This is a genomic window from Occallatibacter sp. FHG110214_02 (assembly GCF_059115385.1).
On record NZ_JBZYWK010000016.1, the window covers coordinates 51,710 to 77,969 of the forward strand.

General features: G+C 55.1%; 14 protein-coding genes and 1 riboswitch. Of the genes, 4 read left to right on the forward strand and 10 right to left on the reverse strand.

The genetic code is table 11. From position 1 onward, the window contains the following. Positions 1-33: 33 nt before the first annotated feature. Positions 34-1,248: a M28 family peptidase gene (locus tag AC5S3R_RS14220; protein ID WP_494267744.1), complete on the forward strand. Its 1,215-nt coding sequence runs from the start codon at positions 34-36 to the stop codon at positions 1,246-1,248. Between the two features lie 79 nt (positions 1,249-1,327). Here AC5S3R_RS14220 and AC5S3R_RS14225 read toward each other — a convergent pair whose 3' ends face one another. Next, positions 1,328-2,737: a TlpA family protein disulfide reductase gene (locus tag AC5S3R_RS14225; protein WP_494267745.1), complete on the reverse strand. Its 1,410-nt coding sequence runs from the start codon at positions 2,735-2,737 to the stop codon at positions 1,328-1,330. 25 nt (positions 2,738-2,762) lie between these two features. Beyond that, positions 2,763-4,259, reverse strand: coding sequence for a hypothetical protein (locus AC5S3R_RS14230; protein ID WP_494267746.1), 1,497 nt, complete (start codon positions 4,257-4,259; stop codon positions 2,763-2,765). Positions 4,260-5,070: 811 nt separating this feature from the next. Here AC5S3R_RS14230 and AC5S3R_RS14235 point away from each other — a divergent pair. Continuing rightward, positions 5,071-8,397 (forward strand): TonB-dependent receptor, encoded by a 3,327-nt coding sequence (locus tag AC5S3R_RS14235; RefSeq protein ID WP_494267747.1) that lies wholly within the window; start codon positions 5,071-5,073, stop codon positions 8,395-8,397. 89 nt (positions 8,398-8,486) lie between these two features. On the opposite strand, the gene AC5S3R_RS14240 is transcribed toward AC5S3R_RS14235, so the two are convergent. From AC5S3R_RS14240 to AC5S3R_RS14270, 7 genes are all read right to left on the reverse strand, one after another. Next, positions 8,487-8,966, reverse strand: coding sequence for a protein-disulfide reductase DsbD domain-containing protein (locus tag AC5S3R_RS14240; protein WP_494267748.1), 480 nt, complete (start codon positions 8,964-8,966; stop codon positions 8,487-8,489). Between the two features lie 34 nt (positions 8,967-9,000). After that, positions 9,001-9,447, reverse strand: a complete 447-nt coding sequence (locus tag AC5S3R_RS14245) for a c-type cytochrome (protein ID WP_494267749.1) — start codon at positions 9,445-9,447, stop codon at positions 9,001-9,003. Between the two features lie 309 nt (positions 9,448-9,756). After that, positions 9,757-11,724 (reverse strand): beta-L-arabinofuranosidase domain-containing protein, encoded by a 1,968-nt coding sequence (locus tag AC5S3R_RS14250; protein ID WP_494267750.1) that lies wholly within the window; start codon positions 11,722-11,724, stop codon positions 9,757-9,759. A gap of 239 nt (positions 11,725-11,963) precedes the next feature. After that, positions 11,964-13,256, reverse strand: coding sequence for a TolC family protein (locus AC5S3R_RS14255; RefSeq protein ID WP_494267751.1), 1,293 nt, complete (start codon positions 13,254-13,256; stop codon positions 11,964-11,966). Positions 13,257-13,279: 23 nt separating this feature from the next. Beyond that, on the reverse strand, positions 13,280-16,474 hold the full coding sequence (locus AC5S3R_RS14260) for an efflux RND transporter permease subunit (protein ID WP_494267752.1): 3,195 nt from the start codon (positions 16,472-16,474) through the stop codon (positions 13,280-13,282). Beyond that, positions 16,474-17,721 carry an efflux RND transporter periplasmic adaptor subunit gene (locus tag AC5S3R_RS14265; RefSeq protein ID WP_494267754.1) on the reverse strand — a complete coding sequence of 416 codons (1,248 nt, stop codon included), beginning with the start codon at positions 17,719-17,721 and terminating at the stop codon, positions 16,474-16,476. Before AC5S3R_RS14265 ends, AC5S3R_RS14260 begins: the two co-directional genes overlap by 1 nt. Before the next feature lie 67 nt (positions 17,722-17,788). After that, entirely contained in the window at positions 17,789-18,190 is a 402-nt protein-coding gene (locus AC5S3R_RS14270) for a hypothetical protein (protein ID WP_494267756.1), read from the reverse strand. A 149-nt stretch (positions 18,191-18,339) separates the two neighbouring features. After that, a riboswitch (cobalamin riboswitch) is annotated at positions 18,340-18,532 on the forward strand. Between the two features lie 101 nt (positions 18,533-18,633). Between AC5S3R_RS14270 and AC5S3R_RS14275 the strand changes: the two genes are divergently transcribed. Continuing rightward, positions 18,634-21,501 carry a ribonucleoside-diphosphate reductase subunit alpha gene (locus tag AC5S3R_RS14275; protein WP_494267757.1) on the forward strand — a complete coding sequence of 956 codons (2,868 nt, stop codon included), beginning with the start codon at positions 18,634-18,636 and terminating at the stop codon, positions 21,499-21,501. Between the two features lie 25 nt (positions 21,502-21,526). Next, the gene (locus AC5S3R_RS14280; RefSeq protein WP_494267758.1) at positions 21,527-22,657 is read left to right on the forward strand and encodes a ribonucleotide-diphosphate reductase subunit beta; all 1,131 of its coding nucleotides are present in this window, start codon (positions 21,527-21,529) and stop codon (positions 22,655-22,657) included. A 160-nt stretch (positions 22,658-22,817) separates the two neighbouring features. On the opposite strand, the gene AC5S3R_RS14285 is transcribed toward AC5S3R_RS14280, so the two are convergent. Continuing rightward, entirely contained in the window at positions 22,818-25,919 is a 3,102-nt protein-coding gene (locus tag AC5S3R_RS14285; protein ID WP_494267759.1) for a TonB-dependent receptor, read from the reverse strand. Between the last annotated feature and the right edge of the window lie 341 nt (positions 25,920-26,260).

Here is a 26,260-nt window from a genome sequence, read left to right on the forward strand (position 1 = left end):
AAGAGTAAGAGCGTTACAACACAGGAGACAAACATGCCAAAAATACTTTCACAATCTCTGATTGTGTGTATCTTTACTTCGCTCGCATGGTCGCAACAGGCCCCCTCTACTGCACCTTCAACGCCCTCCGATCCTGTTGCAACCATGGTTGGCCGGCTGAATATTGAGCAATACAAGGCGATCATCAAGGGGCTTACAAAATTCGGCGACCGCCGGCAGGGGACCGACAGAAACCGTGCCGCAGTTGACTGGATAGAAGCGCAACTCAAAAGTTACGGATGCACGAACACAGAGCGCATTCACTATACCTACGAACCGCCAACATCAGGCGGCAACCGCAACGGCGCTCGCCGTCCTCCGGCAGACCGCTCTGTCGGCCCCGGAGGCTCGCGCCGCAGAGGCAATATCTTCCCGGATACGGTCAACAACGATCCGATGAAGCAGCCAGATATGAAACTGCGCGAGTTGAATTCACAACCATCCACCCCTGGTCCGCGTGAAGAGGTCTACTGCACCAAGATAGGATCAAAGCATCCTGAACAGATGTACATACTCGGCGCGCATATGGATGGCATCGGCTGGGGCGAAGCGGCGAATGATGACGGCTCGGGCACCGCACTGGTGATGGAACTGGCACGCATCTTCAGCAGCTTGGATGTCACTACGGACGTCTCCATCCGCTTTGCGCTTTGGAACAACGAGGAGACAGGGCTGAATGGAGCACGTGCCTATGTTGATCAACGCAAGGACCTGCAAGGAATCGAGACACCTCCCGGCTCAGGCAAATATCCAGAACCCAAGTGGATTGGTATGGTTCAGCATGACATGATGCTTTTTGACCACGGTATGCCCTTGAAAGATGGAACCATGCCGAAGAACCAACGCCCCGAGGCCGACGTGAACATCGAGTACCAGGTGACATCGAAATTCGCAGACCAGGCAATGGCCATGGCGCACAAATTTCAACTCGCTGACGATAAGTACGCCACAGACTATCCGGCAAACGTCGGTCCACATATGACTAACACCGACTCCAGCCCATTCATGGACTTGACTCCATCCCTCAGCCTGCGTGAAGTGGAGCGCGGAGCACAGATGGGCAGCGGATGGGACCCACAGCATCATCAGCCAACTGACGTCTATTCGTTTTATAGTGACGACGATTTTCGTCTTGGACTGAATGCTGCCCAAATCACTCTCGGAGCAATCGCCCAGCTAAGTGGAGCAACTTTAACTGGCACGAAGTAGCGTCTTAACACACAGAAACAAACTGGCCTCTTCAGTCATGACTGAAGAGGCCAGTTTGTTTTGTGCATTGAGCGAAGATTTACTGCCCCGGCTTGGAAACTTGAGCGGTGGAAGAGGCAACACTCTCGCTTGGCTTATCCGCGAGCAACTGCTCAATCCGCGCGGTAAACTCTTTCTCAAGGTCCGCGTGAAATTCGCCGCTAGCAGGGGAAGCAAAGCCAGAGTGAACAGCCTTTACCTTTCCGTCACGGCCAATGAAGATCGTGGCAGGCCAAGTGTTCAGATTCACAAGTTGCGGTACTTTCTCCCACATATCTGATGGAGCGCCTGCAATGAGGTAGGTGTATTGCACGCCGTATTTCTTCACGAAAGCGCGCTCTCGCTCCAGACTTCCCTGCTGCTCCGGCTCCTCGAAGTCAAGAGCGACGATGGCTAGGCCTTTGTCGCGATACTTCTTATCGAGTTGCACAAGATACTGCGCCTCATCGTGGCAGTTCGGGCACCAGGTTCCGGTAACGATAGCGAGAACGACCTTGCCCTTAAAGCGGGGATCGTCCTGCGAAATCAGCTTGCCATCGACATCAGGAAAGTTAAAGAGAAACTTTTCATTCGGATCGCGAGCCGTTGTATGGGTTTCGTAATCATCTGGTGCGGGTAACCCCTTCGCCTTCGCAACATCTTCACGATACGCGATCAACGCCTTGGCATAACGGCCACTCGTCGGGCCCGATGCTTCGTTATATGGATTGCTGTTGGCGCTTGTGCTTGCCGCCTGTGCGGAAGCGCCATTTGAATTTTCCTGTGCGACTGCTTGCGAACGCTGGCCGTCCTGGATGATCTGGAGTGTGCCGTCATCATTCAGCGAAACCTCAATGACGCCAGGACGTCCGCCATCAAAATGACTCAGCACCCATTTGCCGTCCTTATAGGTTCCGCTGTAAGCGCCGGTATCTCCATCAACACGCAAGATAGACGCGGCAACTTCCTGCCCGCGCTGCTTGACGATAAAGCGAAATGCCTTCTCGCCTTTTGCAGAGGGGTTGCTCAGAGGAATAATCCATGAACCGGCAATTGAGGGCGCATGGGCTGCCGACGCGGAGGTCTCAACATGGCGCGCCGCCTCAAAATCAAACGTGCTGCTACCGATGCGCGACCTTGTAGCCACATTGCCAACCAGCTTGCCATCCTGCAGAGTTGCAGTAATGGTAGTGAGGTAGTGCTCGACATTCAGAACAAGCTTTCCGTCCTCAAACGTCGCGCTGGTAGTCCCGTCATACGGATCGAAGCCGTCGTAAAACGTTCCTTTCAGCGTCGGACCTGAACCAGAGATGTCGAGCCGGAATGGAATAGAGTTGCCGTGGCTGATAAGATTTGCGTCCCAGCGGCCGTCGATTGAAGCTGCGGAGTTGCCAGTCTGTGCCGTTGTAATGGATAGGCCGAAGCCTGCAACAAACGCTGCAGCAGTTGCATGTCTCCAGATTGTTCTCATGAGGTGCTCCCTTCAAATTGGCGGATTAGTTCCCTTGTTGAACTGCTGTTGAACTGAGTTGTCCCGGCTGGTCCTGTCGAGGCCTATCATGGCGGAGGTGCGTTGTTGCAAGGTGAAGATGATCGGACGTAGCATACGTTGACCACTCTTCAGGCAAACCTGGTTTGGTTGCCAAAAGGATTTCGAGAATCGCTCGCTTCTCTCCCAGAGTGAGCTTTGCAAAGTCAGCGCTGTTATCTTGTCCCGTCAGAATTGTGAACAGACGGTGATAGATGTAGCTTTTCGCTGGCTCAGGAATTGCGTCGAAAGACTCGGAGTAGATGAGATAGCTACATGGATAGCGGAAGATTCGTGTCTTCAAGTCAAAGTCGCGAAGGGAGCGGCCTTGACGATCTCGCAGACCGCGGCGGGCAAACTCTTTCGCAAAGAGAGAATCTACGCCAATGCTCTCAGTACCGGTGCCGGAAAGAGATGCTTCATTGACAAAGAGCAGATAACGCAAAAGCTGCTCTGCGGGACGCTCAAACTGCCTGCGTACGTTCTCCGGTAGTGAAGCATTTTCAGGAAGCCCGTTCTTCTTATTCGCTTCTGCCTGGTTGTAAAGCGTTATTCGCGTCTTGTAGTTCGTCAGTGTGATTAGGTTGTGCATCTGCGTCTGATGAGCGAGAACAAGATGCGCAACGACATCACTATCCGGCGAAAGATAGGCTGTAGAGTTAAAGGTCTTTGCAGGCAAAGAGACAAGCTTGACCGGCTTGTCTTGTTCCTCGCCTGTGGTTTGAGCCGGATCTGCAGGTTGATTCACAACAGTATTGGCCAAGCTCGACTGACCACCAGCATTACCGGTGACATACCAGCCGCCCCAGCGATCTTTGAGCGGGCTATCCTGATCGGTGATGAATGCTTGCGTATTAAGAGCCTGCGTTCCGGTGGATGTTGAATAGATGGAACGCAGCAGGACTCCCGGAACACCACGCGTTCCCGCGGCAATGTGGCATTGCGTGCAATCAAGCTCCGCGCGCTGAAAAACTGGATGGTTGGCCTTGTGCTCATCGAGCAGATAGAAGATGGCTCCCTGCGTAGGATCAAACGAAACAATCTCAATCGCTTTGCCATCATGCACTTTGCCGACATACACATCGTCGTTGTAATAAAGCGCACGCGGATGCTCGGGAGAGATTTTCGGATACTGGAAACTTGTCTTCGAGTAGACGAGCGTCTGTGAATCAACAGGAACCTTCAATTCCTTCAACACGGATTTGAGGTAACCAAATTGCGAATCGAACTTCAGCGTAACTTCGCCACGCTCAATGCGCTTTTCAAGTAGCGCAACCGGATCACTCAAGTTCTCTGAACGATAGAAGATCGGCGCATCGCTGTATGGAATATAGCCTTGATTCCGCACCGCAATCTGGCCGTGCGCACGCACAACAAACCAACTCACCGAGAGCCCGTCAAGGATCACTACAGCCAATAAGACCAGCAGGGCAAGCCATGCCTTCGGCGCGGATTTTCCGGGCATGAATCGTGAAGATTGCAACGTTGACACTCCCTTTGCAGCACGGTATCCAGGCATTTCGCATGTACCGGGGAAATACGAAAGCCCGCTCCTGATTGGCAGGCAGCGGGCTTGAGCCGAGTGCAAAGATGCGCACTTCAATAAAAAACCCGCTCCAGCAAGCTGGCGAGCGGGTTATCTCTTTCGATCTGGATCGTATGACTGTTACATACGATTCTCACAAAAAGCGCAATTCCCCGTCCGCCAATTCATTTCACCGGACAGGCAACAACGTTTTTTGGAGATAAGATTCATAGCAAGGAATATATGACCGTCCAGCTTGGATGTCAAACCAAATCTTCGCTGGCCCGGTTGCCCTCGTCTTTCAAAAGCCCCTGGCAATGATGCCAGCATCAAATGCGCGCACGTGTTTCCTACTTTATGGCACAGACACCACGCTTGACAGAAATAATGTATTTACTTATGGTTCCATCATGCTCAATCGGCACAAGCAGTTCTGTCGTAGCTCCGCAACACCTTGTTGCGTCGAGTGTCGTGTGTCGATACCAGGGCTGAACCTCTAAATTCCCCCGGATCGTTTTCTATCAGGTCTGTTGCCCCCCCGGCATCTCGCGCAGAGTGCGTTTTCTCATGAACGCATCCTGCGCAATATCGCATCAGACGCAATCAAGGCATAGCAACCCTACAAGACCATGCGTCCGCATTTGCACCATCGCAATATGATGCGTGCCCGCAAATGATGACAGGCTGCATGGACAAAACAAACAGCAGGCTGAATTATTTCCGTTTTCAAACGGATGAGGAGGTTGACGCAGTGAAGCTTTCTTTCCAGGCCCTTTCACGATTTTTACTAACTCTGCTAGCGCTTGCCATTCCACTCACATTGTCCGCACAGACCTTTCGTGGCGGCATTTCAGGCACAGTTACCGATACCACCGGCGCTGTAGTTGCTAATGCCAAAGTGACCCTGATCGGTACGGACACTGGTTTCACTCGCGAATCCGAATCGACCAGCGCCGGTGAATTCGCCTTCCAGGATCTGCAACTCGGCCACTACAGCATCACAGTTGTTGCTTCCGGTTTTTCGCAGAATAAAGTTGATGGCATCGCAGTTCGTCCCGGCCAGATCTACTCACTGGTAGTCAAACTCGCTGTCGCCACCTCTTCCCAATCTGTTGAAGTCAGCGCGGATGCAATCACCCTCGACACGCAATCCTCCACCAACAACGCCGTTGTAAACGAACAGGCTGTTGCAAACATTCCCTTGAACGGACGCGACTTTACGCAGCTCCTTAAAATCACACCAGGTTATAACGGTGCCGGATCAATCAACGGCACGCGCACCAACCAGAACAACTGGCAGATTGACGGCGCGGACAACAACGACATCTGGCAGAACAACACGGCGGCCAATCAGGGCGGTGTTGCGGGCATTGCCGGCGTCACTATACCCGTGGACGCGATTGACCAGTTCACCGTGCAATCAGAAGGCAATGCGGAAGCCGGCCGCAACCCCGGTGGCCTCATTTCGCTTGGCATCAAGACAGGCACAAACAGATTTCACGGCGCGGCCTACTACTTCAACCGCAATGAGTTCTTCTCAGCCAGAAATCCATTCACCGCGGAAGCAGCGCGCAAGCCTCTGCTGCGCAATCAGCAGTACGGTGGAGATGTGGGCGGGCCAATCATCAAGGATCGCCTTTTCTTCTTCGCCAATTTTGAGCGTCAGCAATACGCGATTCAGGTTGGCTCAGGAGCCACCGAACCAGTAGCAGCTTACGTCACGGAAGCAGCGAACCTACTCGCAGCGCACAACGTCGCCGTGAATCCGCTGTCACAGAACCTGCTGCAACTATGGCCCGCAGGAAACAAGCCTGGTTATGCAGCCAGCCAAAGCAACTACACGGAAACCAATCCCTCACACGGATATAGCGACAATGCCATCGGCAACATTAACTGGAATATCTCGGACCGGCAGAGCCTGCGAATTCAGAGCTTCATCGGCACTGGCCGCCAATTTGCACCTGTCACCAGTCCTTCTACCTACTGGTACTATCAGGTGGCTCCTGATATCACGCAAAACTTTTCCGCTGTACACAACTGGTCCGTCACAGACCATTTCTCCAATCAGTTGCTGGCCGCTGTGGGCATCTTCAACCAGACCTTCAACGACGAAAACCACAGTTGGAATATGCCATCGCTGGGCTTGGCAGATGGTGTAACAGACCCGTCGCTCCTCGGCGCACCAACAATCTCCATCAGCGATAGCGTCACCTTTGACACGGTAGGAGCCACGCAGCCCATTGGCCGCAAGGACTACACGGGCCACATTACCGACGCGGCCACATGGGTTCACGGCAAGCATCAACTGCGCTTCGGTGGTGAGTTTCGTCGGAACTACATTGATCTGCAATATCAAAGCGGCGTACGCGGCAACTTCAGCTTCTCTGGTGCAGCTTCTCCCAACGCGGCAGCCGCAATTGCGCAATCCGGCGGAACACCATGGGCCACCACTGGCGCGGGCTTCCTTGACAGCAGCGATGCGGACATTGCCGGCAACCATACTGAGGTTCTGGCGCTCGCAGACTTCCTGAGCGGGTACTTCACCAAAGCTTCATTCATTCAAGGCTATCTGCGCCGCAACCTCTACCAGAAAGCCGTAGCGTTCTTTGTGCAGGATCAGTACCAGGTACTTCCTGACCTTACGCTGAACTATGGTGTTCGCTATGAGTTCAATGGAACCATCACCACGGACGGCGTTCTTTCCGATTTCCGTCCAGGCGCCGCAGGCGCGGATGACAATGGTCTTGTTCTGGTTGGCACATCCAATCAGCCCCCGGTCTTTACGCCGGGCAAACTGCACTTCGCTCCGCGCTTCGGCTTTTCGTATCACGCAGCGCCCAGGATTGTAGTACGCGGCAACTTCGGCCTGTACTATGATTCGCCCGGCTTCAACGGCTTTGGCAGCAGCAGCGTTGCCAACGGCGACTCCGCAACTGGCTTTCAAGACAATCCAGTTGGCAATCCTCCCGTGCTCAACGTTAGCCGCACATACGCGCAGTGGCAAAACAACGTTGATCCCTTCACCGGCGCCGCTGCTTCTTCTGCAACCGTCGGCCTGTTCTCTGTAGACCCCAATCTGCACGCCGCCTACGCAGAGAACTACACGCTCAACACCGAGTATCAACTGAGCCGCAGCACTTTGTTGTCGCTCGGATATCTCGGCGCACAGGGACGCCACTTATATCATATTCTTGACATTAACCAGCCAACTCTCGGAACCGTGGCCGGCGAGCAAAGCCGTCGCCCGTATTACAGCAGCTCGCTGGTTGCCAACGCCGCCAGACTCGGCATCATCAACCAGGTATCGAGCGAAGGTGGCTCCAACTACAACGCATTTGTGGCCAGCCTGAAGAGCAACAACTACCGCCACCTGAGTAGCCAAATCTCTTACACCTATGGCCACTCTATCGATACCATCTCGAACTTCCGCAGCACGGCTCCCGAAAACTCCAACAACCTTGCGCAGGATTACGGTAGCTCGGACTTCGATGTTCGCCATACTCTGAATGCGTATCTCGTCTATGAAGCGCCGCAGATCGGGCACAGCTTGCCGGTGCTGACCCGTGGGTGGCAGTTCAACGCCTTCACCACAGCCTTTACCGGCACGCCGCTCTCCGTTAAAGTCGGTTCAGACCGCAGCGGAACAGCGGAAAACAATGATCGTGTCAACGTGGTTCCGGGAGTCAGCTACAAGACATCCACGGGAGGCAACCTGCTTCCAGCAGCGTCTTCCACCGCCTCGCGCTACGCGGTTTATCTCAACTCAACAGCCTTCAGCAATCCGGATCAGGGTACATGGGGCAACTCTGGCCGCAATGCCTTCCGTGGCCCCGGCTTCTTCACCTTCGATACCTCGGTGGTTAAGAACACCCAGCTTCATGAAAGAGTCAGCCTCCAACTACGCGCGGAAATTTTCAACCTCTTCAACCACACCAACCTTGCGAATCCCTCTGCATCCAATCCGGTTGGAAGCGCTAGCTTTGGGCGCATTACCAACACACGCAACAACGGCAGTGCGCCGGGCATTGGACCGGGCGAACCGTTCAACGTTCAGCTCGCTGGAAAGATCATCTTCTAACAAACGCAAAAGCGAAGAGCCGTCTGTGCAATATTGCACAGACGGCTCTTTCAATCTCATTCCGCATGCTACTCTACACCTGCCCCCAGTCAGTGAACCTCAACCGCCACCGAAAGATGAACAGTTCTGGGAGGCAGGCAGATGCGATCATTGCACGCCTGAAAGCGTACACTCACAGGAATCGATTGCTTGCCAACCTCTGCACTCTGTTTGATTCTCACTGGCAAATGCAGCGAAAAGCCTTTCTCATAAATCTGTGTTTCGAGGTTGAAGCTCGCGTCCTGCCTCTTAATCGGATCAGTGCCAGAGATGGCTCCACGAGTCTCCGCAGTTGCGTTGTCATCCAGCGTAATATGCAGCGGCGTTGGCCCATCAGGCTCCTGCACCAATCCATAGACATGCCAGTCTTCCAGCACATCACCTGCAATGTCAATTTGCAGATCGCTGCCTTTCTCAACTGAGTCATGAACATTTGCAGAAGCAGACCATTGCACAGCCTGAACAGGAGCTTGCGCAGCAACTACGCCTGACAAGCACAGTCCCAAAACAAAACCGAAACCAGTCTTCATACATCTACCCTTTCCGCTGCTAAATAGCGAACGTTCAATTCTGTGATTTAGGCTCAAAGTCAGGCGGAGTCGCCTGACCTTGGTGGCAGTTCCCGCAGGTAACCGGCGTTGCATAGCGGCGGTCTCCAAGCTGTCCAAGATACTTCGTATTGATGTCGCTCGTCATCGTAATCATCACGCGCGCCGTCTGTTTGATCGGATTCTCATCCGATGCGTAATCAATCTGTCGGGTCTGTGCATCCTGCGCATGGCAATATGAGCAAGGCACTCCCAAGCTTTGTTCATATTCGTGCATGAGCTTCTTGAGGTCTTCCCCGCTGATGGACTTCTGCAACACCTTCAAATTGTGCGGATGAGAGAAGATGTCCTGCGAAACAGTTGCGGCTTCTTGTTTGACAGCAGTATTTTGCGATACGCCATTCAAAGCAACCCCTACAACAACGCAACTCAAGAACAGAACGAAGGCATAGTGCTTATTCATTTAGATTTCCTTGAAGTTTTGTTTGCTCTCTGGCGCAGCAGAGCGAACACCACCACGCCTGCGGCGCTTTCTTACCTGTGATTGAACCTAAAACAAAAAAGCCCGGCCAGTATTCTGGCAGGCTCGCTCCTATCAACAAGAGCTATTGGACAAACGAGATGACCAATTCAGATAGCAGAAGAAAGCTGATCGAGCCTGCCAGGAAAGCTGGACAGGCTACAACAGCGGGCGCTGGACATAAGCATTTTCTGCATAGATGAAGTTTACATGGGGCAGCAGTTTCCGCAAGCTTCGCTATCGATACAACACTTAAATTTGCGGAAATGCAGTAATACGCAGTTTCGCCGCGGCATATGGAATGAGCACAATCGTCTCTTCCGGTTCCTGGCTTTTAACTGGACTTGGAGGAAGCGGGTTTGCCACGCCATCTTCCGCACGCCAGTCGCTAATGCGGTGCGCTTTCACGCTGAGCTGAACAGGCAGATGATGGCGCGTGAAAGGAACCTTGCTTACTTCCGCCTCCGTCACGGCAATGCTCTTTTCCGGGCTGCCTTCTTCAATGTCGAGCGCATAGTTCCATGCGCCTTTCGGAAACACCTGCCAATCCGCAGTCATTCCTCTATCGCGCAACTTTACCCAACTCTCCTCAATGCCATAAGAGAAGACCAGCGGGCCGCGCTCCAGCACAATGGAATTGTTGTACGACCGTGAAGCACGCGGAGCCATTGGGAACACAAGTTCCACGCGATCCCCAGCCTTCCACGTACGCTCGATACAAGCGAAGGACGCAGCCTGTGATGAATCAACCCTTTGGCCATTAACAGTAAGAGTGGAGCCTGACGCCCATGCAGGAATGCGCAACTGAAGCGGAAAATGGATCGGTACTGAGGGATTTATCGTCAGCACAACAATGCCGCGGAATGGGTACTCCGTCTCTTCAACAACATGAACAGCAGTGCCACGAACAACTGCATGCACCTCGCAAGGCGCATAAACAGAAGCTACTAGACCATCACGCTCATCGGTCCCCTGCTCTCCCGACAAGAAGAACAAGCTGTTAGTAAATTTCGGCCACCCCTGATGAAAGTTCGCCGTACAGCAGCCAAAATTCGGCTCCAGTCCATAGAGATTCGATTCCGGCCCATCCGTAGTCCATGGCTTGTGGTGCAGACTGCACTCCACTTGATTGGGCTCCTGGTTGTACTGGTGAGCCCACATATCATCCGTGAATGTGCCGGGCAAAGCATTAAACGCCAGCTTCTCCAGACGGTCCCCCAACAAAGGGTTTCCTGTAATAGCCAGCGACTGCTCAAGTGAAAACATGTATTCAACAACCGTACACAACTCAGACCCTTGCGACGGATTCACCCCGGCCAGATGCTCATCGCACGAAAACATGCCATTCGGCATTCCGTGATAACGATCCAATTCATCCATCATCTTAAGCACAGCAGCACGGTCGGATGCCTGATGAGAAACAAGCGACCACACAGCACCCGTCTTCACCGCCTGCCCATTGTTGACGCCGTGTGTTGAAAGAGCAAGATCCTTGAGCCCGTTTCCTGCGTCGAGCTTCAAATACTCTGCCGTGATTGGTTGCTTATATTGAAAGTCATCATACTGCGCAATCCAATCATGGCCCTGTTGATGCAATAAGCGCGCAAGCTCCAGAAGATATTCCGATCCGGTGCGGTTATAGAGCCAGATAACACTTAGCACCTCATCCTGCCAGCGGAACTTTCCCCAATCCACTAGGGATCTCTGTGGCAGCGCAGACAACTGATGCCGAAAATATTTATCCATCAACGGAATGACACGAGGATCATCTGTCAACTCGTGATACTGCGCAAGCACTTTCAGCATCACAATGCGAGGCCACCAGTCAGAGTTCGATGCTGGACCAAACATTCCATCTGCCGCCTGATGGTCTAGTGTCCAGTCTATGAACTTCTGCGCCTTGGCCTTGAGAACCGCATCGTCAAGCAGATAAGCCAGCGGTAACAGACCATCCACAAAGTAAGGGCCACGCTCCCAGGACTCGCCTGTTCCACCAAGCCAGCCGCTGTTTGGTCCTACATCCGCCCATGTTTCATCCAGATGCCCACCAAGCCCTGCAGCCTGAATACGAAGCTGATCTTCCAACCATCCACGTGCGCGAATAGAGCCAGCGGGCAGAAAATAAAACGCGCTCGCGGCCAGTGGTGCGCGATTCTTAACAGCCGGCTCCAGGCTGCTCGCAGCTAACGTCTCTTCAGCAAGCGACCGTTCAGAAAACAACGGTCGGGTTCCTGGAAAAATAGACGTCAGTCCGAGTACTCCTAACGCGCGCAGTAATTCACGGCGAGTGACAGAGGAAGGTAAAAGAAAGGACACGATACACCCCGACCTATTTCTATAAGTGTCACCGGGTTCTGGTCTACCCATCTGCTAAAAATAGCAGCAATCTCGCGCACAAAAATTCTCATAGACAAAGAGCCGAGACCGCTCCGATTGAAGCGGCCTCGGCGCTGGAATGACTACGGGGTTAGCAAACCACGCGCATAAGCAAGTGACCGCAGCGCAAGTAAATAATCAAAGCGCGCATTGACAGCAGCAACTGATGCCTGTGTGCTCTGAAGCTGTGCCTGGCTCAATTCGACAATCGAACTAAGCCCAAGCTTGTAGCGAGTCCGCGCCAGCTCAAGAGCTTGAGCTGTCTCCTTGCGGAAGTTCTCCGTAACCCCAATGCGCAGATATGCAGTCTGCGCGGCAAGAGCGGCTACACGAACATCACGCGAGATGGAGTTACCAAGATCATCGCGGCGCCTTTCATCTGCCATCTCGCGAAAACGAGCCTCTTTGGCTTCTGCAGAAATACGAAACCCTGCAAAGATAGGCACGCTCAGATTTACGCCGGCTGCGCCATACCAGTTCTCAGCAAAAGCTCCATCCGAGCGAACAGGCGTAATCCCCCCGATAGCTCCTACTGAGATTGTTGGCAAGCGCTGCTCTCCCTGCGCCTTTGCAAACTTCTGGTCGGCCTGAGCCTGCAGTTGCAGTGCTGCAAAATCAGGCCTTTGCTGATGCGCTTCGTTCATAAGTGCATTCGTCAGCTCAGGCGGCGGTAATACACCTTCTGCATCTCCCACCGCGCGATACATCGTATCCTGCGGTGCGGCAAGCAAAGCAACCAGCTCCGCACGCGCCGATGCAACGGAGTTTTCTGCATCGAGTTGTAAGAGCTGTGCCTGCGATAAATCCGCTGCCGCCATATTCAAATCCAACTCACTCTTCAACTTGCTTTGAGTAAGAGCTGTAGTCAGATTCAGCACATCGCTTCTAGCCTGCACTGCCGCTTTCGCCACATTGAGCAAAGATTGCGCGTCGAGCAGCTTGTAAAACGCGTTATCTGTTGCAAGCAAAATGTCCTGCTCCGTGGCAAGCGCACTCTGCTGTTGGGCCTTCTCTTGTAGCTTTGCATTTGCCACAAGATTATGCGTGCGCCCAAAATCTGTAATGAGCTGCGTAAGCGTGCCACCTGCCCCCGCATGCGTATATAGAGTGGATGGGTTCAGCGTGCCGGCACCGATGCGGCTTCCATCTTCCGCCTGCACCGCCGTAATGTTGCCTCCGATTTGCGGCAACTGAGCGGCTTGCACCTGCCTCGTCACCTGTCCAGAGGCAAGCGCAATCAGATGCGCCGCAGTAATTCGCGGATTGTTTTTAAGCGCAAGCTGTTCTGCCTGCGTTCGCGTGATAGGAACTACATCTTCTGGAGCACTTGGCTGCAGAGTCTGCGCATTCGCTGAAATGGCAATGGCAACTACCATGCAAGCTACGATTAGGAACCGCATTACGCCACCGCCTTTCCATGCTTCGCTTCCAACCGCTTGTGGATAAGCAGGTAAGCACAGGGAACAAGAAAGACCGTTACAACGCCAGAGACCGTGAGCCCGCCAAGAATAGCGCGTGCCAGCGGCGCATACTGCTCGCTGCCTGCCTCCAATGCAAGAGCCATCGGAATAAGACCAAGCACTGTGGCCAGAGTCGTCATGAGAATTGGCCGTAAGCGCACCTTGCAGGCGGTTACGATTGCGCGTTCCAGAGGCTCACCACTCTTACGAAGCTGGCCGACAAACTCCACAATCAGGATGCTGTCCGACACCACAATTCCAGTCATCATCAGCACTCCCATCAGGCTCATAATGTTGAGCGTGGTATGCGTGACCAGCAGGAAGAGAAACACGCCGGAAAGCCCCGGCGGAATTGCCAGCAAAATAATGAACGGATCAAAGAACGACGCAAACTGCGCCATCAGGATAAGGAAGACAAGCACAACGGAAAGAATGAGTCCGATGCCAAAAGACCGAAAAGAGTCGCGCATGCTGACGCTGGAACCACGCACAGTGAGCCGCATCCCTTTCGGTGAATTCGTCTGGCCAACAACACGATTCACCTCCTTGCCAACCTTCGTTAAGTCCTCACTCGTCGGCATGACGTAGATGTCAAAGACGCGTCGCAGCTGATAATGGTCAACTTCTGTCGGCGTGTTAATCGATTGCACGGAAGCCACGCTTTCGAGCGGCGTTGTATTCTTTCCATCCGCAGAGCGCAGAGGAATCTGCTTGAAGTCCTCCATTGTTTTCACCTGCGTTTCCGGGTACTGCACAGTCAGCATGTAGTTGTTCCCTGTCTTGGGGTCAACCCAATAACTCGGCGCGACCATGCCGTTGGAAGTCAATGCGGTGATGACGTTATCAACGACCGTCTTCGGCGAGAGTCCCTGCAAACTGGCTCGTTCGCGGTCAATGTTCAATGCCAGTCCGGGATAATCCACGTCCTGCGGAATCAGAACATCGCTCACACCAGGCAGAGCGCGCAGCTTTTGCCCAAGCTGCTGTGCCATCGCATAGCCACCATCCATATCATTGCTGCTTACCTGCACATCAAACGGCGCAGGCAATCCCTGATTCACAATCGAATCCACTAGGCCACCAGACTGAAAGTAAGTCTGCACGTCTGGTAAATCTTGTGCAAGCTTCGCACGCACACGCTGCATGTACTCATAGCTGCTTACGCTGTGCTCTTCCTGCAGGCTGACCTGCACAAAAGCCGTGTGCATGCCTGAGTTCGTTGTATAGATTGCGGACAAATCCGGCGTTACGCCGATGTTGGACACAATCATATTCAGGTCTTTCGCCGGAACCACCGAACGCACTTCATCCTCTACGCGCGCAATGTAGCGGTCTGTCAATTCAATGCGAGTACCGGATGGGGCCTTGATGTTGATGACGAACTGTCCTGCATCGGTACGCGGAAAATACGCCTGACCAACAAACGGAAACAGCCCAAAGCTCAGCGCAACGAACACGGCAAAGACAGCTACAACCTTTCCCGGCCTGGCCAGGCAATACGTGATGGCGTTGTCATAGTGTTCCTGCAGCCACGCAAATGCCTGGTTGAAGCGATAGATCACCAGAGCGAAAACACTCTGATGCCCCTGCCCGCCGCGCATATGCTCTGGCACCGGATCATTCGACTGCGCCGCAAGATGCGCGGCTCCATGCTCGTTATGCCCGGAGTGCTTGATGAAGCGCGAGCAGAAAAGCGGAACCACTGTCATGGCGACGAAGTAAGAACACATCAGCGCAATCACAACAGCCAGCGCGAGCGAGCTGAACAGGTATTTACTGACGCCAGTGAGCAGCACTACAGGAAAGAAGACGATGGCAGTGCTGCAAGTGGCTGCAAGCACGGCAAGCTGCACCTCACGCCCACCTTCCTGCGAAGCCCTCACCTTATCAGGCGTCATCTCGAAATGTCGGAAGATGTTTTCCAGCACAACAACCGAGTTATCGATAAGCCGCGAAAGCGCCAGCGCTAATCCACCAAGCACCATCGTGTTAATCGAGTTTCCAAAAGCATCCAGCACAAGAAACGTTGCCAGGCAGGAAATGGGAATCGAGAGCAACACCGCAACAGTTGCTCGCATATTCCCGAGGAAAAGGAGAATCATCACGCCCGTAAGCAACAGGCCAATGACTCCCTCACTAATGACATTCTTTACCGCCGTCTTCACAAAGACAGACTGGTCGAATACCACTTCTGCCTTTGCATTCGGCGGCATATCAAGCAGCCGCGTCACCGCACTGCGAATACCATCAACAATGGTGATGGTGTTTGAATTACCACCCTGCTTAAGAACAGGAATATAAACCGAACGCTGCCCATCCACGCGCACAATGTTGGTCTGCAACTGCCCGCCATCAACAGCATGCCCCACATCGCCAACCAGAATCGAAGCATTGCCCACACTGCGCAGCGGAATGCTGTTTACTTCATCTGCAGTTGCCACCTGGCTATTGGCATAGATGTTGTAATCCTTGGGACCAATACGCACATCGCCTGCGGGAAGAATCAGGTTGGAGTCGTTGACCGCATGCACCACGTCCATCACGCTCAACTGTGCAGCCTGCAGCTTGACCGGATCAACATAGACCATAATCTGCCGATAACGTCCGCCATACGGCTGCGGTACAGATGCACCCGGTACATTCGCAATCTGGTTACGCACAGTGAACTGCGCCGTATCCTTAAGCTGTGTTTCGTTCAGCCCTGCGCCCTTCAACGTAACAAGACAGACCGGTAAGTTCGCCGCATCAAAGCTCAGCACCACAGGCGGCAGCGTGCCCGGAGGCAAGCGCCGCAAATTCGCCATCGCCAAATTAGAGATATTGCTAACCGCAGCAGTAGGATCAGTACCCGGCTGGAAATAAACCTTGATAAGGCTGACGCCCGGTAGCGAACGTGACTCAATATGGTCGATATTGCTACCCAGCGTGAAGAATCGCTCATCGCTGTCTGTAATATCAGACTCAATCTGCTGCGGAGGCATGCCCGAATAAAACGTAGCCACCACAACAACAGGAATGTTGATTCTGGGGAAGAGATCGACAGGCATGCCGAGCACAGCAACCACACCAACAACAACCACGACCATGCAAAGCATGAGGATGAAGAAGGGATAACGAATCGCAAAGAAAGACATTACTTGCCCTCCTTCGCGCTTGCATCGTGATACTCAAGCAAATCCGCCGATGCAGGCTTGGCATGCACGCGGTCACCCGGCTGCGTCGAAGCCAACCCGCCTACAATCACCTGCTCACCCGCTGCAACACCTGCAAGAACCTCCTGCAGATTTGCGCTCGCAATCCCAAGCGTGACAGCGCGTCGCTCTGCCTTGCCATCCGCATTCACAACAAGCACGGAAGGCGAATCCCCCTGCACCACTGCCGCCGCAGGCACAATCAGCGCATCGTTTTTGCTCTGCAAGTTGAACGTCACTTCCGCATACATGCCCGGAGACAGCGCAAGCGACGGATTCGGCACATCCACTTCCGTCGTCATCGTGCGAGTCGCCGTGCTTACATCCCGCGAAAACCGCACCACCTTGCCGGAAAACTGCTGCCCCGTTGCCTGCACGCGCACCTGCACGGTCGATCCCTCATGCACAAACGGCACATCTTCTTCCGGCACAGGCATACGCAAGCGAAGCACGTCACTCTGCGCCAACCGCACAACAGCCTGCGCATTGCTCTCTGAAGTTCCCGCCGGCACAAGCGCGCCGGTATCGGCATAGCGCATTGTCACAACACCTGAGAACGGCGCAGTAATCGTCGCATACTGCGCCATGCTGCTCACGCGCATCTTGTCTGCGCGAGCCACACCAAGCTGCCCCTGCGCTGCCGCCACTGCGGATTTCGCAGCATCCACCTGCGCCGCCGTCGAACGGTCCTTTGCCAGCGCATCATCCAACTCCTGCGCCGCAATCAATCCCGGCTGCTGGTCTGACGCCTGCTTAAGCCTTTCATAGTTCGCGTGCGCCGCCGCATACAAAGCCTCATCGCGAGTCACCTCGCGCTGCATGCGAGCAATCTCTTCCTGCGAGCGTGTTACGCCAGCCTGAGCGCCTTCCACCTGTGCATCAAGCTCAGGCACTTCCAACACAGCCAGCGTCTGCCCCTGCCGCACGCGGTCGCCTATATCAACGTTGATATGCCGCACATAGCCGGAGACTTTTCCATGCACATCAATTTCCTGAAATGCCTGGAAGACTCCCGCCAGCACAAGCTGACGCGCAATCTCTCCGCGCCGCGCTTGCACAACAGAAACGACACGCAATGGCTGCGCTGTAGCAGTCTGTTTAGATGTTTGAAAAGGATGAAAAACAAGAGCGATCGCAATGACCGCCACAGCTACGCAAAGTGCGTAGACAAGAATGCGTTTGCCGCGCATGGGCAGAAACCTCTTTCAACGGAAATGCAAGATAGAAAGAACGCGACCGGCATCTGCCGGAGGCAATTTATCCGTGAAGAGGAAAAGGAGGAGGGCGCAGGAACAATGCGGGAGGGAAATAGAGTGACAAACGCCGCAAAGGCTTATGCGCCAGCACGGCCTGAGACCATCCCTTACGCAAATCCAGCGCAAACATCAGCAACGCCAGGTCCAGCAGCAAAGGCAACGCCGTCAAGCTACGCGGCGTTGTGACAGACACAACCTTGTCTTGAATCGCCTTGCTGGATTGCGTCAGAAGCTTGGCAACGGGAACCTTATTGTGGATGGGCGAAACCCGGTAGAGCGACATCTTGTATGCCGTGCCCCAGGAAAAAACCCCCACCCCCAGCATCAGGATTGCCAATAGAAAAATTCGGCGCGACCAAGGCGCCAAATCCGTCCAGCGGCGATTTGTGGCAGGTAACTCCACCCCAAAATTCTCCCAATACAGTGCAGCTTGGGATAATTTTACACGCTCCTGTCCCTATCCCGAACAACGGACGAGCTATCCACAGACCTGCCAGTTTTTTGCACAGACACCCCAAGATATGGGGTTGACTTCCGTCTGGCCACATGCCATAGTTATCTTCACTTCGCGGTGCCGGATTAACAAAATCCGGTGAAAAGGGAACCCGGTGCGAGTCCGGAACTGCCCCGCAGCGGTAATCAGGAACGAACGCTCCAACCAAAGCACTAGTCCTAAACAGGCCGGGAAGCTGGAGCAAGTAGGCCGCCTGTAAGTCCGAAGACCTGCCACGAAGACATACGCTCACGCCTCCGAGGGGAGGCGAGGTAGCAGAAAAGCTTTCGGACACTCCGAGAGCCATCTCTGTCTCCCCGCAAACCCGTCCGAGGCCATAAGGAGATTCCCCCATGGCCGCCCTGACGCACGACCTCCCATCCCGTCCTGCCGTTCCTCCACCCGTCTCCAACAACTTCGACCAGGCTCCGCAGCAGTCCACCGGCCTCCAGGTAATCCGCCGCAACGGTAGCTTCTCTCCGTTCGACTCCAACAAAATCACTTTAGCCATTACGAAAGCTTTTGTAGCCGTGGAAGGCGCGGACGCCGCCGCCTCACGCCGCATCCGCGATGCCGTGGAAACACTGACCGCGCAGATTGTCGAAACGCTGAACCGCCGCTCGCAGCCCGGCCGCCCCATCCATATTGAAGATATCCAGGACCAGGTAGAGTTGGCGCTCATGCGCAGCGGCGAGCACAAGATCGCCCGTGCCTACGTTCTCTATCGCGAAGAGCGCGCGCAAGAGCGCCGCAAACACGAAGAGCAGACCACCGTTCTGCAGCCGCGCCTGCACGTACGTTTCGCCGATGGCCGCACAGAGCCGCTCGATGAAGGGCAACTCTTCCGCGACATCACCGACGCCTGCGCCGGCCTCGACGGAGTCTCCGCGGACGCGGTCATGGCGGAAGTACGTCGCAATGTTTATGACGGAATCCAACTCCACGAACTCGGCCTCGCGCAGACCATGGCCGCGCGCACGCTCGTCGAGCAGGAACCGAACTACGCCTACGTCAGCGCCCGCCTGCTCCTGAATATCCTGCACGACGAAGCGCTCACCTTCCTCTTCGCGGCAAAGGACACGCACCAGCAGCATCGCAAAGTCGACTACGCCGAATACTTCCCCGAATTCGTTCGTCGCGGCATCGAGTTGCAAATCCTCGACAAGGAAATGGCCAGCTTCGATCTGAAGCGCCTCGCCAACGCCCTCAAGCCTGAGCGCGACCGCAACTTCCAGTTCCTCGGCCTGCAGACGCTCTACGACCGCTACTTCCTGCAGACCAGCGGCATCCGCTTCGAGCTTCCGCAAGCTTTCTTCATGCGCGTATCCATGGGCCTTGCCCTGCGCGAAATCGACCGCGACGAGCGCGCCATCGAGTTCTACAACCTGCTCTCGTCCTTTGACTTCATGTGCTCCACGCCGACGCTCTTCAACTCCGGCACGTTGCGCCCACAGCTCTCGTCCTGCTTCCTCACCACGGTCTCCGACGACCTCGACGGCATCTTCAAAGCCATCAAGGACAACGCGCTACTCTCCAAATACGCCGGCGGCCTCGGCAACGACTGGTCCAACGTGCGCGGCCTCGGCTCGCACATCAAGGGCACCAACGGCCAGTCGCAAGGCGTAGTTCCCTTCCTCAAGGTCGCGAATGATACCGCCATTGCCGTCAATCAAGGCGGCAAGCGCAAAGGCGCAGTCTGCGGCTATCTCGAAACCTGGCACATCGATATCGAAGAGTTCCTTGATCTGCGCAAAAACACCGGCGATGACCGCCGTCGCACCCACGACATGAACACTGCCAACTGGGTGCCTGACCTCTTCATGGAGCGCGTCGAAGAAGACAGCACATGGACGCTCTTCTCACCTGACGAAGCGCCCGAACTGCACGACCTCTACGGCAAGGCCTTCGCAGAAAAGTACACCGAATACGAAGCCAAAGCGCAGCGCGGCGAAATCAAGGTTTCGCGCACCGTTCGCGCCGTGGACCTGTGGCGCAAAATGCTCACCATGATTTTTGAAACAGGCCACCCGTGGATTACCTTCAAGGACCCGTGCAACCTGCGCTCGCCGCAGCAGCACACCGGCGTAGTCCACTCGTCCAACCTCTGCACGGAAATCACGCTCAACACCAACGCGCGTGAAGTCGCCGTCTGCAATCTAGGCTCCATCAACATGGCCAACCACGTCACGCCCACGGGCATTGACACGGCACGCCTCAAGCGGACCGTTACAACAGCCATGCGCATGCTCGACAACGTAGTAGACATCAACTACTACACCATTCCCGAAGCGCGCCACTCCAACCTGCGCCACCGTCCCGTCGGCCTCGGACTCATGGGCTTCCAGGACGCGCTCTACGCCCTGCGCATCCCCAACGCCTCCGCCGCCGCCGTCAAGTTCGCCGACGAAAGCATGGAGCAGATCAGCTACTTCGCCATCTCGGCCTCTGTTGATCTCGCCGCCGAGCGTGGGCGTTACGCCACCTTTGAAGGTTCGCTCTGGAGCAAGGGCATCCTGCCCATCGACTCCATCGAGCTGCTGCAAAACGCCCGCAAGCACACGCTCGAACTCGACCGCTCCTCCACGCTCGACTGGTCCGCGCTGCGCGAGCGCGTCAAGACCACCGGCATGCGCAACTCCAACACCATGGCCATTGCGCCCACCGCAACCATCTCGAACATCTGCGGCGTCACGCAATCCATCGAGCCTACGTATCAAAACCTCTTTGTGAAGTCCAACATGTCCGGCGACTTCACCGTGGTCAATGCCTCGCTCGTGCACGACCTCAAGCAGCGCGGCCTCTGGGATGACGTGATGGTCAGCGACCTCAAGTACTTCGACGGCTCGCTCGGCGCCATCGACCGCGTTCCCGAAGACCTGAAGCAGCTCTACGCAACCTCGTTCGAAGTCGAAGCAACGTGGCTGATTCAAGCCGCCGCCCGCCGCCAGAAGTGGATAGACCAGGCGCAGTCGCTCAACCTCTACATCTCGCAGGCCAACGGCAAAAAGCTCGATGCCCTGTACAAGGAAGCTTGGCACTCCGGCCTCAAGACCACCTACTACCTGCGTTCGCGCTCAGCCACGCACGTAGAAAAATCCACTCTCAAGGGAACTGACGGCAAGCTGAACGCGGTGCAACTTGCGCCAACGCCAGCAGCGCCCGCGCCGGTCATCGGCAAAGCCTGCCTCATCGACGACCCCACCTGCGAAGCCTGCCAGTAGAGCAGAAGAATATCAAGGAGAACCAATGCTCGACTGGACCGACACCACCGAAAAGAAATCCAACGAACTCGTGCTCACCCCTCCACCCATCGAGGAGGGGTCGGGCTCGACCGGCCTCGGCAAAATCGCCCGCGGCGCAGCCCGCGTGCGCGTCGATGACAAGGCCATGATTAACTGCCGCGCCGACGTAAACCAGCTTCTCCCGCTCAAGTACCGCTGGGCGTGGGAAAAATATCTCTCCGGCTGCAACAACCACTGGATGCCGACCGAAATCTCCATGCAGGCCGACATCGCCCTATGGAAGACCCCCAACGGTCTCACCGACGATGAGCGCCGTGCCATCAAGCGCAACCTCGGCTTCTTCGCTGCATCCGAATCGCTCGTCGCCAACAACATCGTGCTGGCCATCTACCGCCATCTCACCAACCCCGAGTGCCGCCAGTACCTCCTGCGCCAGGCATTTGAAGAAGCCGTGCACACGCACACTTTCCAGTACATCGTGGAAAGCCTCGGCCTCGATGAAGGCGAGCTCTTCAACATGTACCGCGAAGTCCCTTCCATCACGGAGAAGGCCGGCTGGGCGCTCGAATACACGCAGAACCTCAGCGACCCGTCCTTCACCACCGGCACGCTCACCGCAGACCGCGCCTTCCTGCGCGACCTCGTCGCCTTTTACGTTGTCTTTGAAGGCATGTGGTTCTACACCGGCTTCGCGCAAATCCTTTCGCTGGGCCGCCGCAACAAAATGGTAGGCATCGCCGAGCAGTACCAATACATCTTGCGCGATGAATCCATCCATCTCAACTTCGGCATCGATGTCATCAACCAGATCAAGATTGAAAACCCCGGCCTCTGGGACGACAACTTCCAGCAGGAAATCCGCGGCATGCTCCGCCGAGCAGCCGAGCTGGAAGCAGCCTATGGCCGCGACACCATGCCCAACGGTTTCCTCGGCCTAAGCGCCGCACTGTGCGAGCAGTACATGCACTTCATCGCCAACCGCCGCTGCGGCCAGCTGGGCCTCGAACCCGTCTTCCCCGCAACAGAAAACCCCTTCCCGTGGATGTCTGAAGCCATGGACCTCAAGAAGGAAAAGAACTTCTTCGAGACCCGCGTCATCGAGTATCAAAACGGCGGTTCGCTAAGCTGGGACTAAGCAAACCACACCCGGCAAAACAAAAGGCCATGCAATCCGCATGGCCTTTTGTTTTGCTCCAATGCCAATGCCCTTCCAACAAACAGGCCGCAAAAAAGAGGGCAGACGCGTGAACGTCTGCCCCAGGATGACCCACGTTGGAGGACGTGGACCGTTAAAGTTAGAAGCTGAACCGGAATCCCATCTCGCCCCACGTCGAACGCGGAATGATGGTTGATCCCGAAGCGAAGAAGCCTGCCGGATGACCAAAGGTGGAAGGCGAAGCAATGCTCGCACCATAGTTATTGCCATAGTTCGCACGATTGCTCAGGTTGAATGCCTGCGCTACGAGTTGCACGTTGTAGTGCTCCTTGAACTTGAAGTTCTTGGCCAACCGCAAATCAAGCTGGAAGAACGGATCGCCGCGCAGCGGGTCATACTTCGCAATCGTGCAAGTTGACTTGCCGCCATTCCCAAGTCCGTAGAAGCAATTGGTAGTTTCCGCCGTCGAAGCACCTGCATAGGCAAACCAGTTCTTTTCGTCACCGATCGGAACTATGACAGCACTCGTCGTAGCGCCACCGGTATTGAGCGCGCTAACAGGATTGCTGGGCTGCCACGGACGGGCTGATCCGTACTGCATAATCGGGGCAAGGTTAAAGCCGTAAGGCAGGTTAACCACACCGGCAATCGTTACATGATGCCGCTCATCGTCCGGCGAAGGACCCCACTCCCACGAAGCAAACGGAGCCGTGGAAAGACGCGGATAAGTGCGGAACGAGCTGCCACCCGAGTCATAGCCTAATGCCCACGACGCGGTGTAGTTCGTCGTCAGATCCAGGTACTTGTTCACATGTCCCTTGAAGCTCAAGTTAATGCCGTCATACCTCGACTTGCCAATCGACGCCTCATCCACAATGCGGCTCAACTTCGGAAGATGCGGATCAGATGCTGCAAATGCCGCATCCAGCGGAGCAGTGCAGCAGTCGCCCGCCGCCGTGCCGGTTGGCACGCGCTGATCGATATTCAACGACTTATTCTCGTGAATCGCCTGCACGTGCGTATATTCCACTTCGAATGCAGCGCTGTGCGTAACCGCCCACGTATAGCCCAGGTTGAACTCTTCCGTAACCGGGTTGCGGTACTTGGGGTCCATCATGCGGCCCACGCTACCGTCGTTGAGCTGGCTGGAAGGCGCCGGAATCGTCGGCATAGGGTCAACGCCATAGCGCCATTCGCCCAGTAACTTGCCCGTACCAGGAACCGGGTCTGTTACGTTCTGAATTCCCAGTACCTGTTGAAAAATAGTCGCATTCGCCTGCTGCTCCATGAAAAGCGGAATGTTCTGGAAGACGTTGCCGAAGTACATGCCGAAGCCGCCACGCAGAACGTGGTTGCCCTTGCCCGTCATGTCATACGCAAAGCCCCAGCGCGGGCTGAAATCCAGATTGTCGTTACCGGCAATCTTCTGCACATAGGGATTGGAAAACGGGCTGTTCAGTGCCACCAGTTCCTGGTAGGTACGGGTGTTCTTAATCACTGAATTGCCGATCATGTTCACGTCCTTGTCCCAGCGCAGGCCAAGGCTCATCGTCATGCGATGGCCCAGCTTCCAATCGTCCTGGAAGTAGAAGCCAATCTGCTTGGTGGCCACGCCAAAGCTCGGATCACCGTTCGACTGCGACATGCTCGTCACAGCACCCGGAGTCGCAAACTTGTTCGGGAACGCCGTAGGACCGCAGCTTCCGTCCGCATTATCCGTCGTGGCCAGAATGCAGGTCGGGTCCTGTGCAAAGCTGAGCTGCAGGTTCAGGAAGCCGAACAAGCCGCCTTCAATCGGGTTCCAGATAATATCTGCGCCGCCCTTCAGCGTGTGCCGTCCAATCGACTTCGAGAAGTCATCCTTGAACTGCCACTTGCGCTGATACGACTGCTGAGGAACGTTGCCGTTGGTACCGAACGAAGCATCCGGGAACGAGACATTCGGCGAGTTGATATCGCTCAGAATCTTGTTGTTCCAATACTGCCAGCCTGCCGTGAACACGTTTACCGTGCTGTCGTTGATAATCGAGTTCAGCGTAAAGTTTGCAACCTCCAACTGGTTCGTTGTCGTGTTGCCGCTGGTCAGGTCGCTCGTGCCGCCCGACTGGTCGTTCAAGCTGTTATTCGATTGGTTAGAGTAGCTGATGTAAGCGCTTTCCCTCTGCGTAAAGGTATAGTCCGCACGGCCGTTATAGCGCCATTCATAGAACGGGCGTGGAATCGAAGCCGCAGGCTCGTCGCCGGGGAAGTAAGGCTGCGCCGCAACAAGCTGGGTATAAGCCGTTGCCTGTTCAATCAGCGACTGGCTCTCACGCTCACGCTCAAGAGCAAAGAACCCGAATGCGCGATTGCGGTAGAACGGTCCGCCCACCGAACCGCCAAACTGCTGCCGGCTGTAATCCGGGTGCGCCAGGATGTGCCCGCCGGTGCCGTCCGCCTGCTTTTCATCCGTATCCAGCGCCGTATCGCGGAAGTATCCAAACAGCGAACCGTGGAAGTCGTTGCCGCCGCGCTTGGTGATGATGTTGATTGCCGCGCCTTCCGAACGGCCATTCTCAGCCGAGAAGCGCTGCGTGCTCAGGTGATACTCTTCTACCGCTTCCAGTGGAAGCTGCATCACGGGGCCGCCAACCGTGTTGTCCTTGTTGTCGATGCCGTTCACGGTCATGTTCACGTTACGGCCGCCGCCGCCGTTCACGCTCATAATCGCGTAGCGGCTCTTCGTCGGGTCATAGGAGTCGGTCAGCTTGACGCCCGGAGCAAGGTACGCCAGGTCAGCAGCGTCGCGGCCAACGATAGGAAGCTCCTGCACCTGGCTCGGAGAAATCTCCGTGCTCACGTCAGTCTTGGTCGTGTCCACCACGGAGCCCACAGCCTGCACTTCCACCGTCTCACCAGCAGCGCCCGGCTTCAGGCTGAAGTTCGCCGCTGCTGTAGAACCAACCAGCAATTCCAGCTTGGATGTGCTCGCGGAAAATCCTGGGCTGGTAACAGTCACCTGGTAGTTGCCTGCAGACAGGAGGTCGAAACGATAGGAGCCGCTCGCGCCAGATACAGCCGTGCGCTTTTCACCCGTCGCGATATTGGTAATCGAAATTTGCGCTCCCGCAATTACTGCGGAAGACGGGTCTGTAACGGTTCCAATAATCGCCCCTGATGCGGTCGCCTGACCGTGGAGAGCAGTAGTGGCAACTGTAGCCACTGGCAGTAAGAGTGCTGCAGAAAGGATGAACCTCTTCATATCTACGTAATTTCCCTTCAAGTTGTGAAACTTGTACGGCGTGTTTCGCGCTGGGGATTCGCGAAGAATACAAGGGTGCTGCGGAAGGCTGGCATAGCACTTGCTAGTTGGCGGTTTGCATACGAAAGGCACCGCTCTTATCTAGCCAGGCCCATACTTCAAGAGGGGGGAACAGAATAGTTCTGAAGTTTTCTGATATCTCAGCAAGCAATTGTTATTCCAAATTGTATACATCTATACATCCACTTATATTTCAATCGTTTACGAGAAAACCCAACAGCAGAAATCCACCGCAAATCTCGAATTTAACGGATGAAATTTACATAAGTTTTATTGAAAAA

Excerpts from the sequence above, each read along its gene's own strand:
- AC5S3R_RS14260 (WP_494267752.1), bottom strand. The coding sequence starts at position 16,474 with ATGTCTTTCTTTGCGATTCGTTATCCCTTCTTCATCCTCATGCTTTGC.
- AC5S3R_RS14255 (WP_494267751.1), bottom strand. The coding sequence starts at position 13,256 with ATGGTAGTTGCCATTGCCATTTCAGCGAATGCGCAGACTCTGCAGCCA.
- AC5S3R_RS14245 (WP_494267749.1), bottom strand. The coding sequence starts at position 9,447 with ATGAATAAGCACTATGCCTTCGTTCTGTTCTTGAGTTGCGTTGTTGTA.
- AC5S3R_RS14285 (WP_494267759.1), bottom strand. The coding sequence starts at position 25,919 with ATGAAGAGGTTCATCCTTTCTGCAGCACTCTTACTGCCAGTGGCTACA.
- AC5S3R_RS14275 (WP_494267757.1), top strand. The coding sequence starts at position 18,634 with ATGGCCGCCCTGACGCACGACCTCCCATCCCGTCCTGCCGTTCCTCCA.
- AC5S3R_RS14280 (WP_494267758.1), top strand. The coding sequence starts at position 21,527 with ATGCTCGACTGGACCGACACCACCGAAAAGAAATCCAACGAACTCGTG.
- AC5S3R_RS14225 (WP_494267745.1), bottom strand. The coding sequence starts at position 2,737 with ATGAGAACAATCTGGAGACATGCAACTGCTGCAGCGTTTGTTGCAGGC.
- AC5S3R_RS14240 (WP_494267748.1), bottom strand. The coding sequence starts at position 8,966 with ATGAAGACTGGTTTCGGTTTTGTTTTGGGACTGTGCTTGTCAGGCGTA.
- AC5S3R_RS14230 (WP_494267746.1), bottom strand. The coding sequence starts at position 4,259 with ATGCCCGGAAAATCCGCGCCGAAGGCATGGCTTGCCCTGCTGGTCTTA.
- AC5S3R_RS14265 (WP_494267754.1), bottom strand. The coding sequence starts at position 17,721 with ATGCGCGGCAAACGCATTCTTGTCTACGCACTTTGCGTAGCTGTGGCG.
- AC5S3R_RS14220 (WP_494267744.1), top strand. The coding sequence starts at position 34 with ATGCCAAAAATACTTTCACAATCTCTGATTGTGTGTATCTTTACTTCG.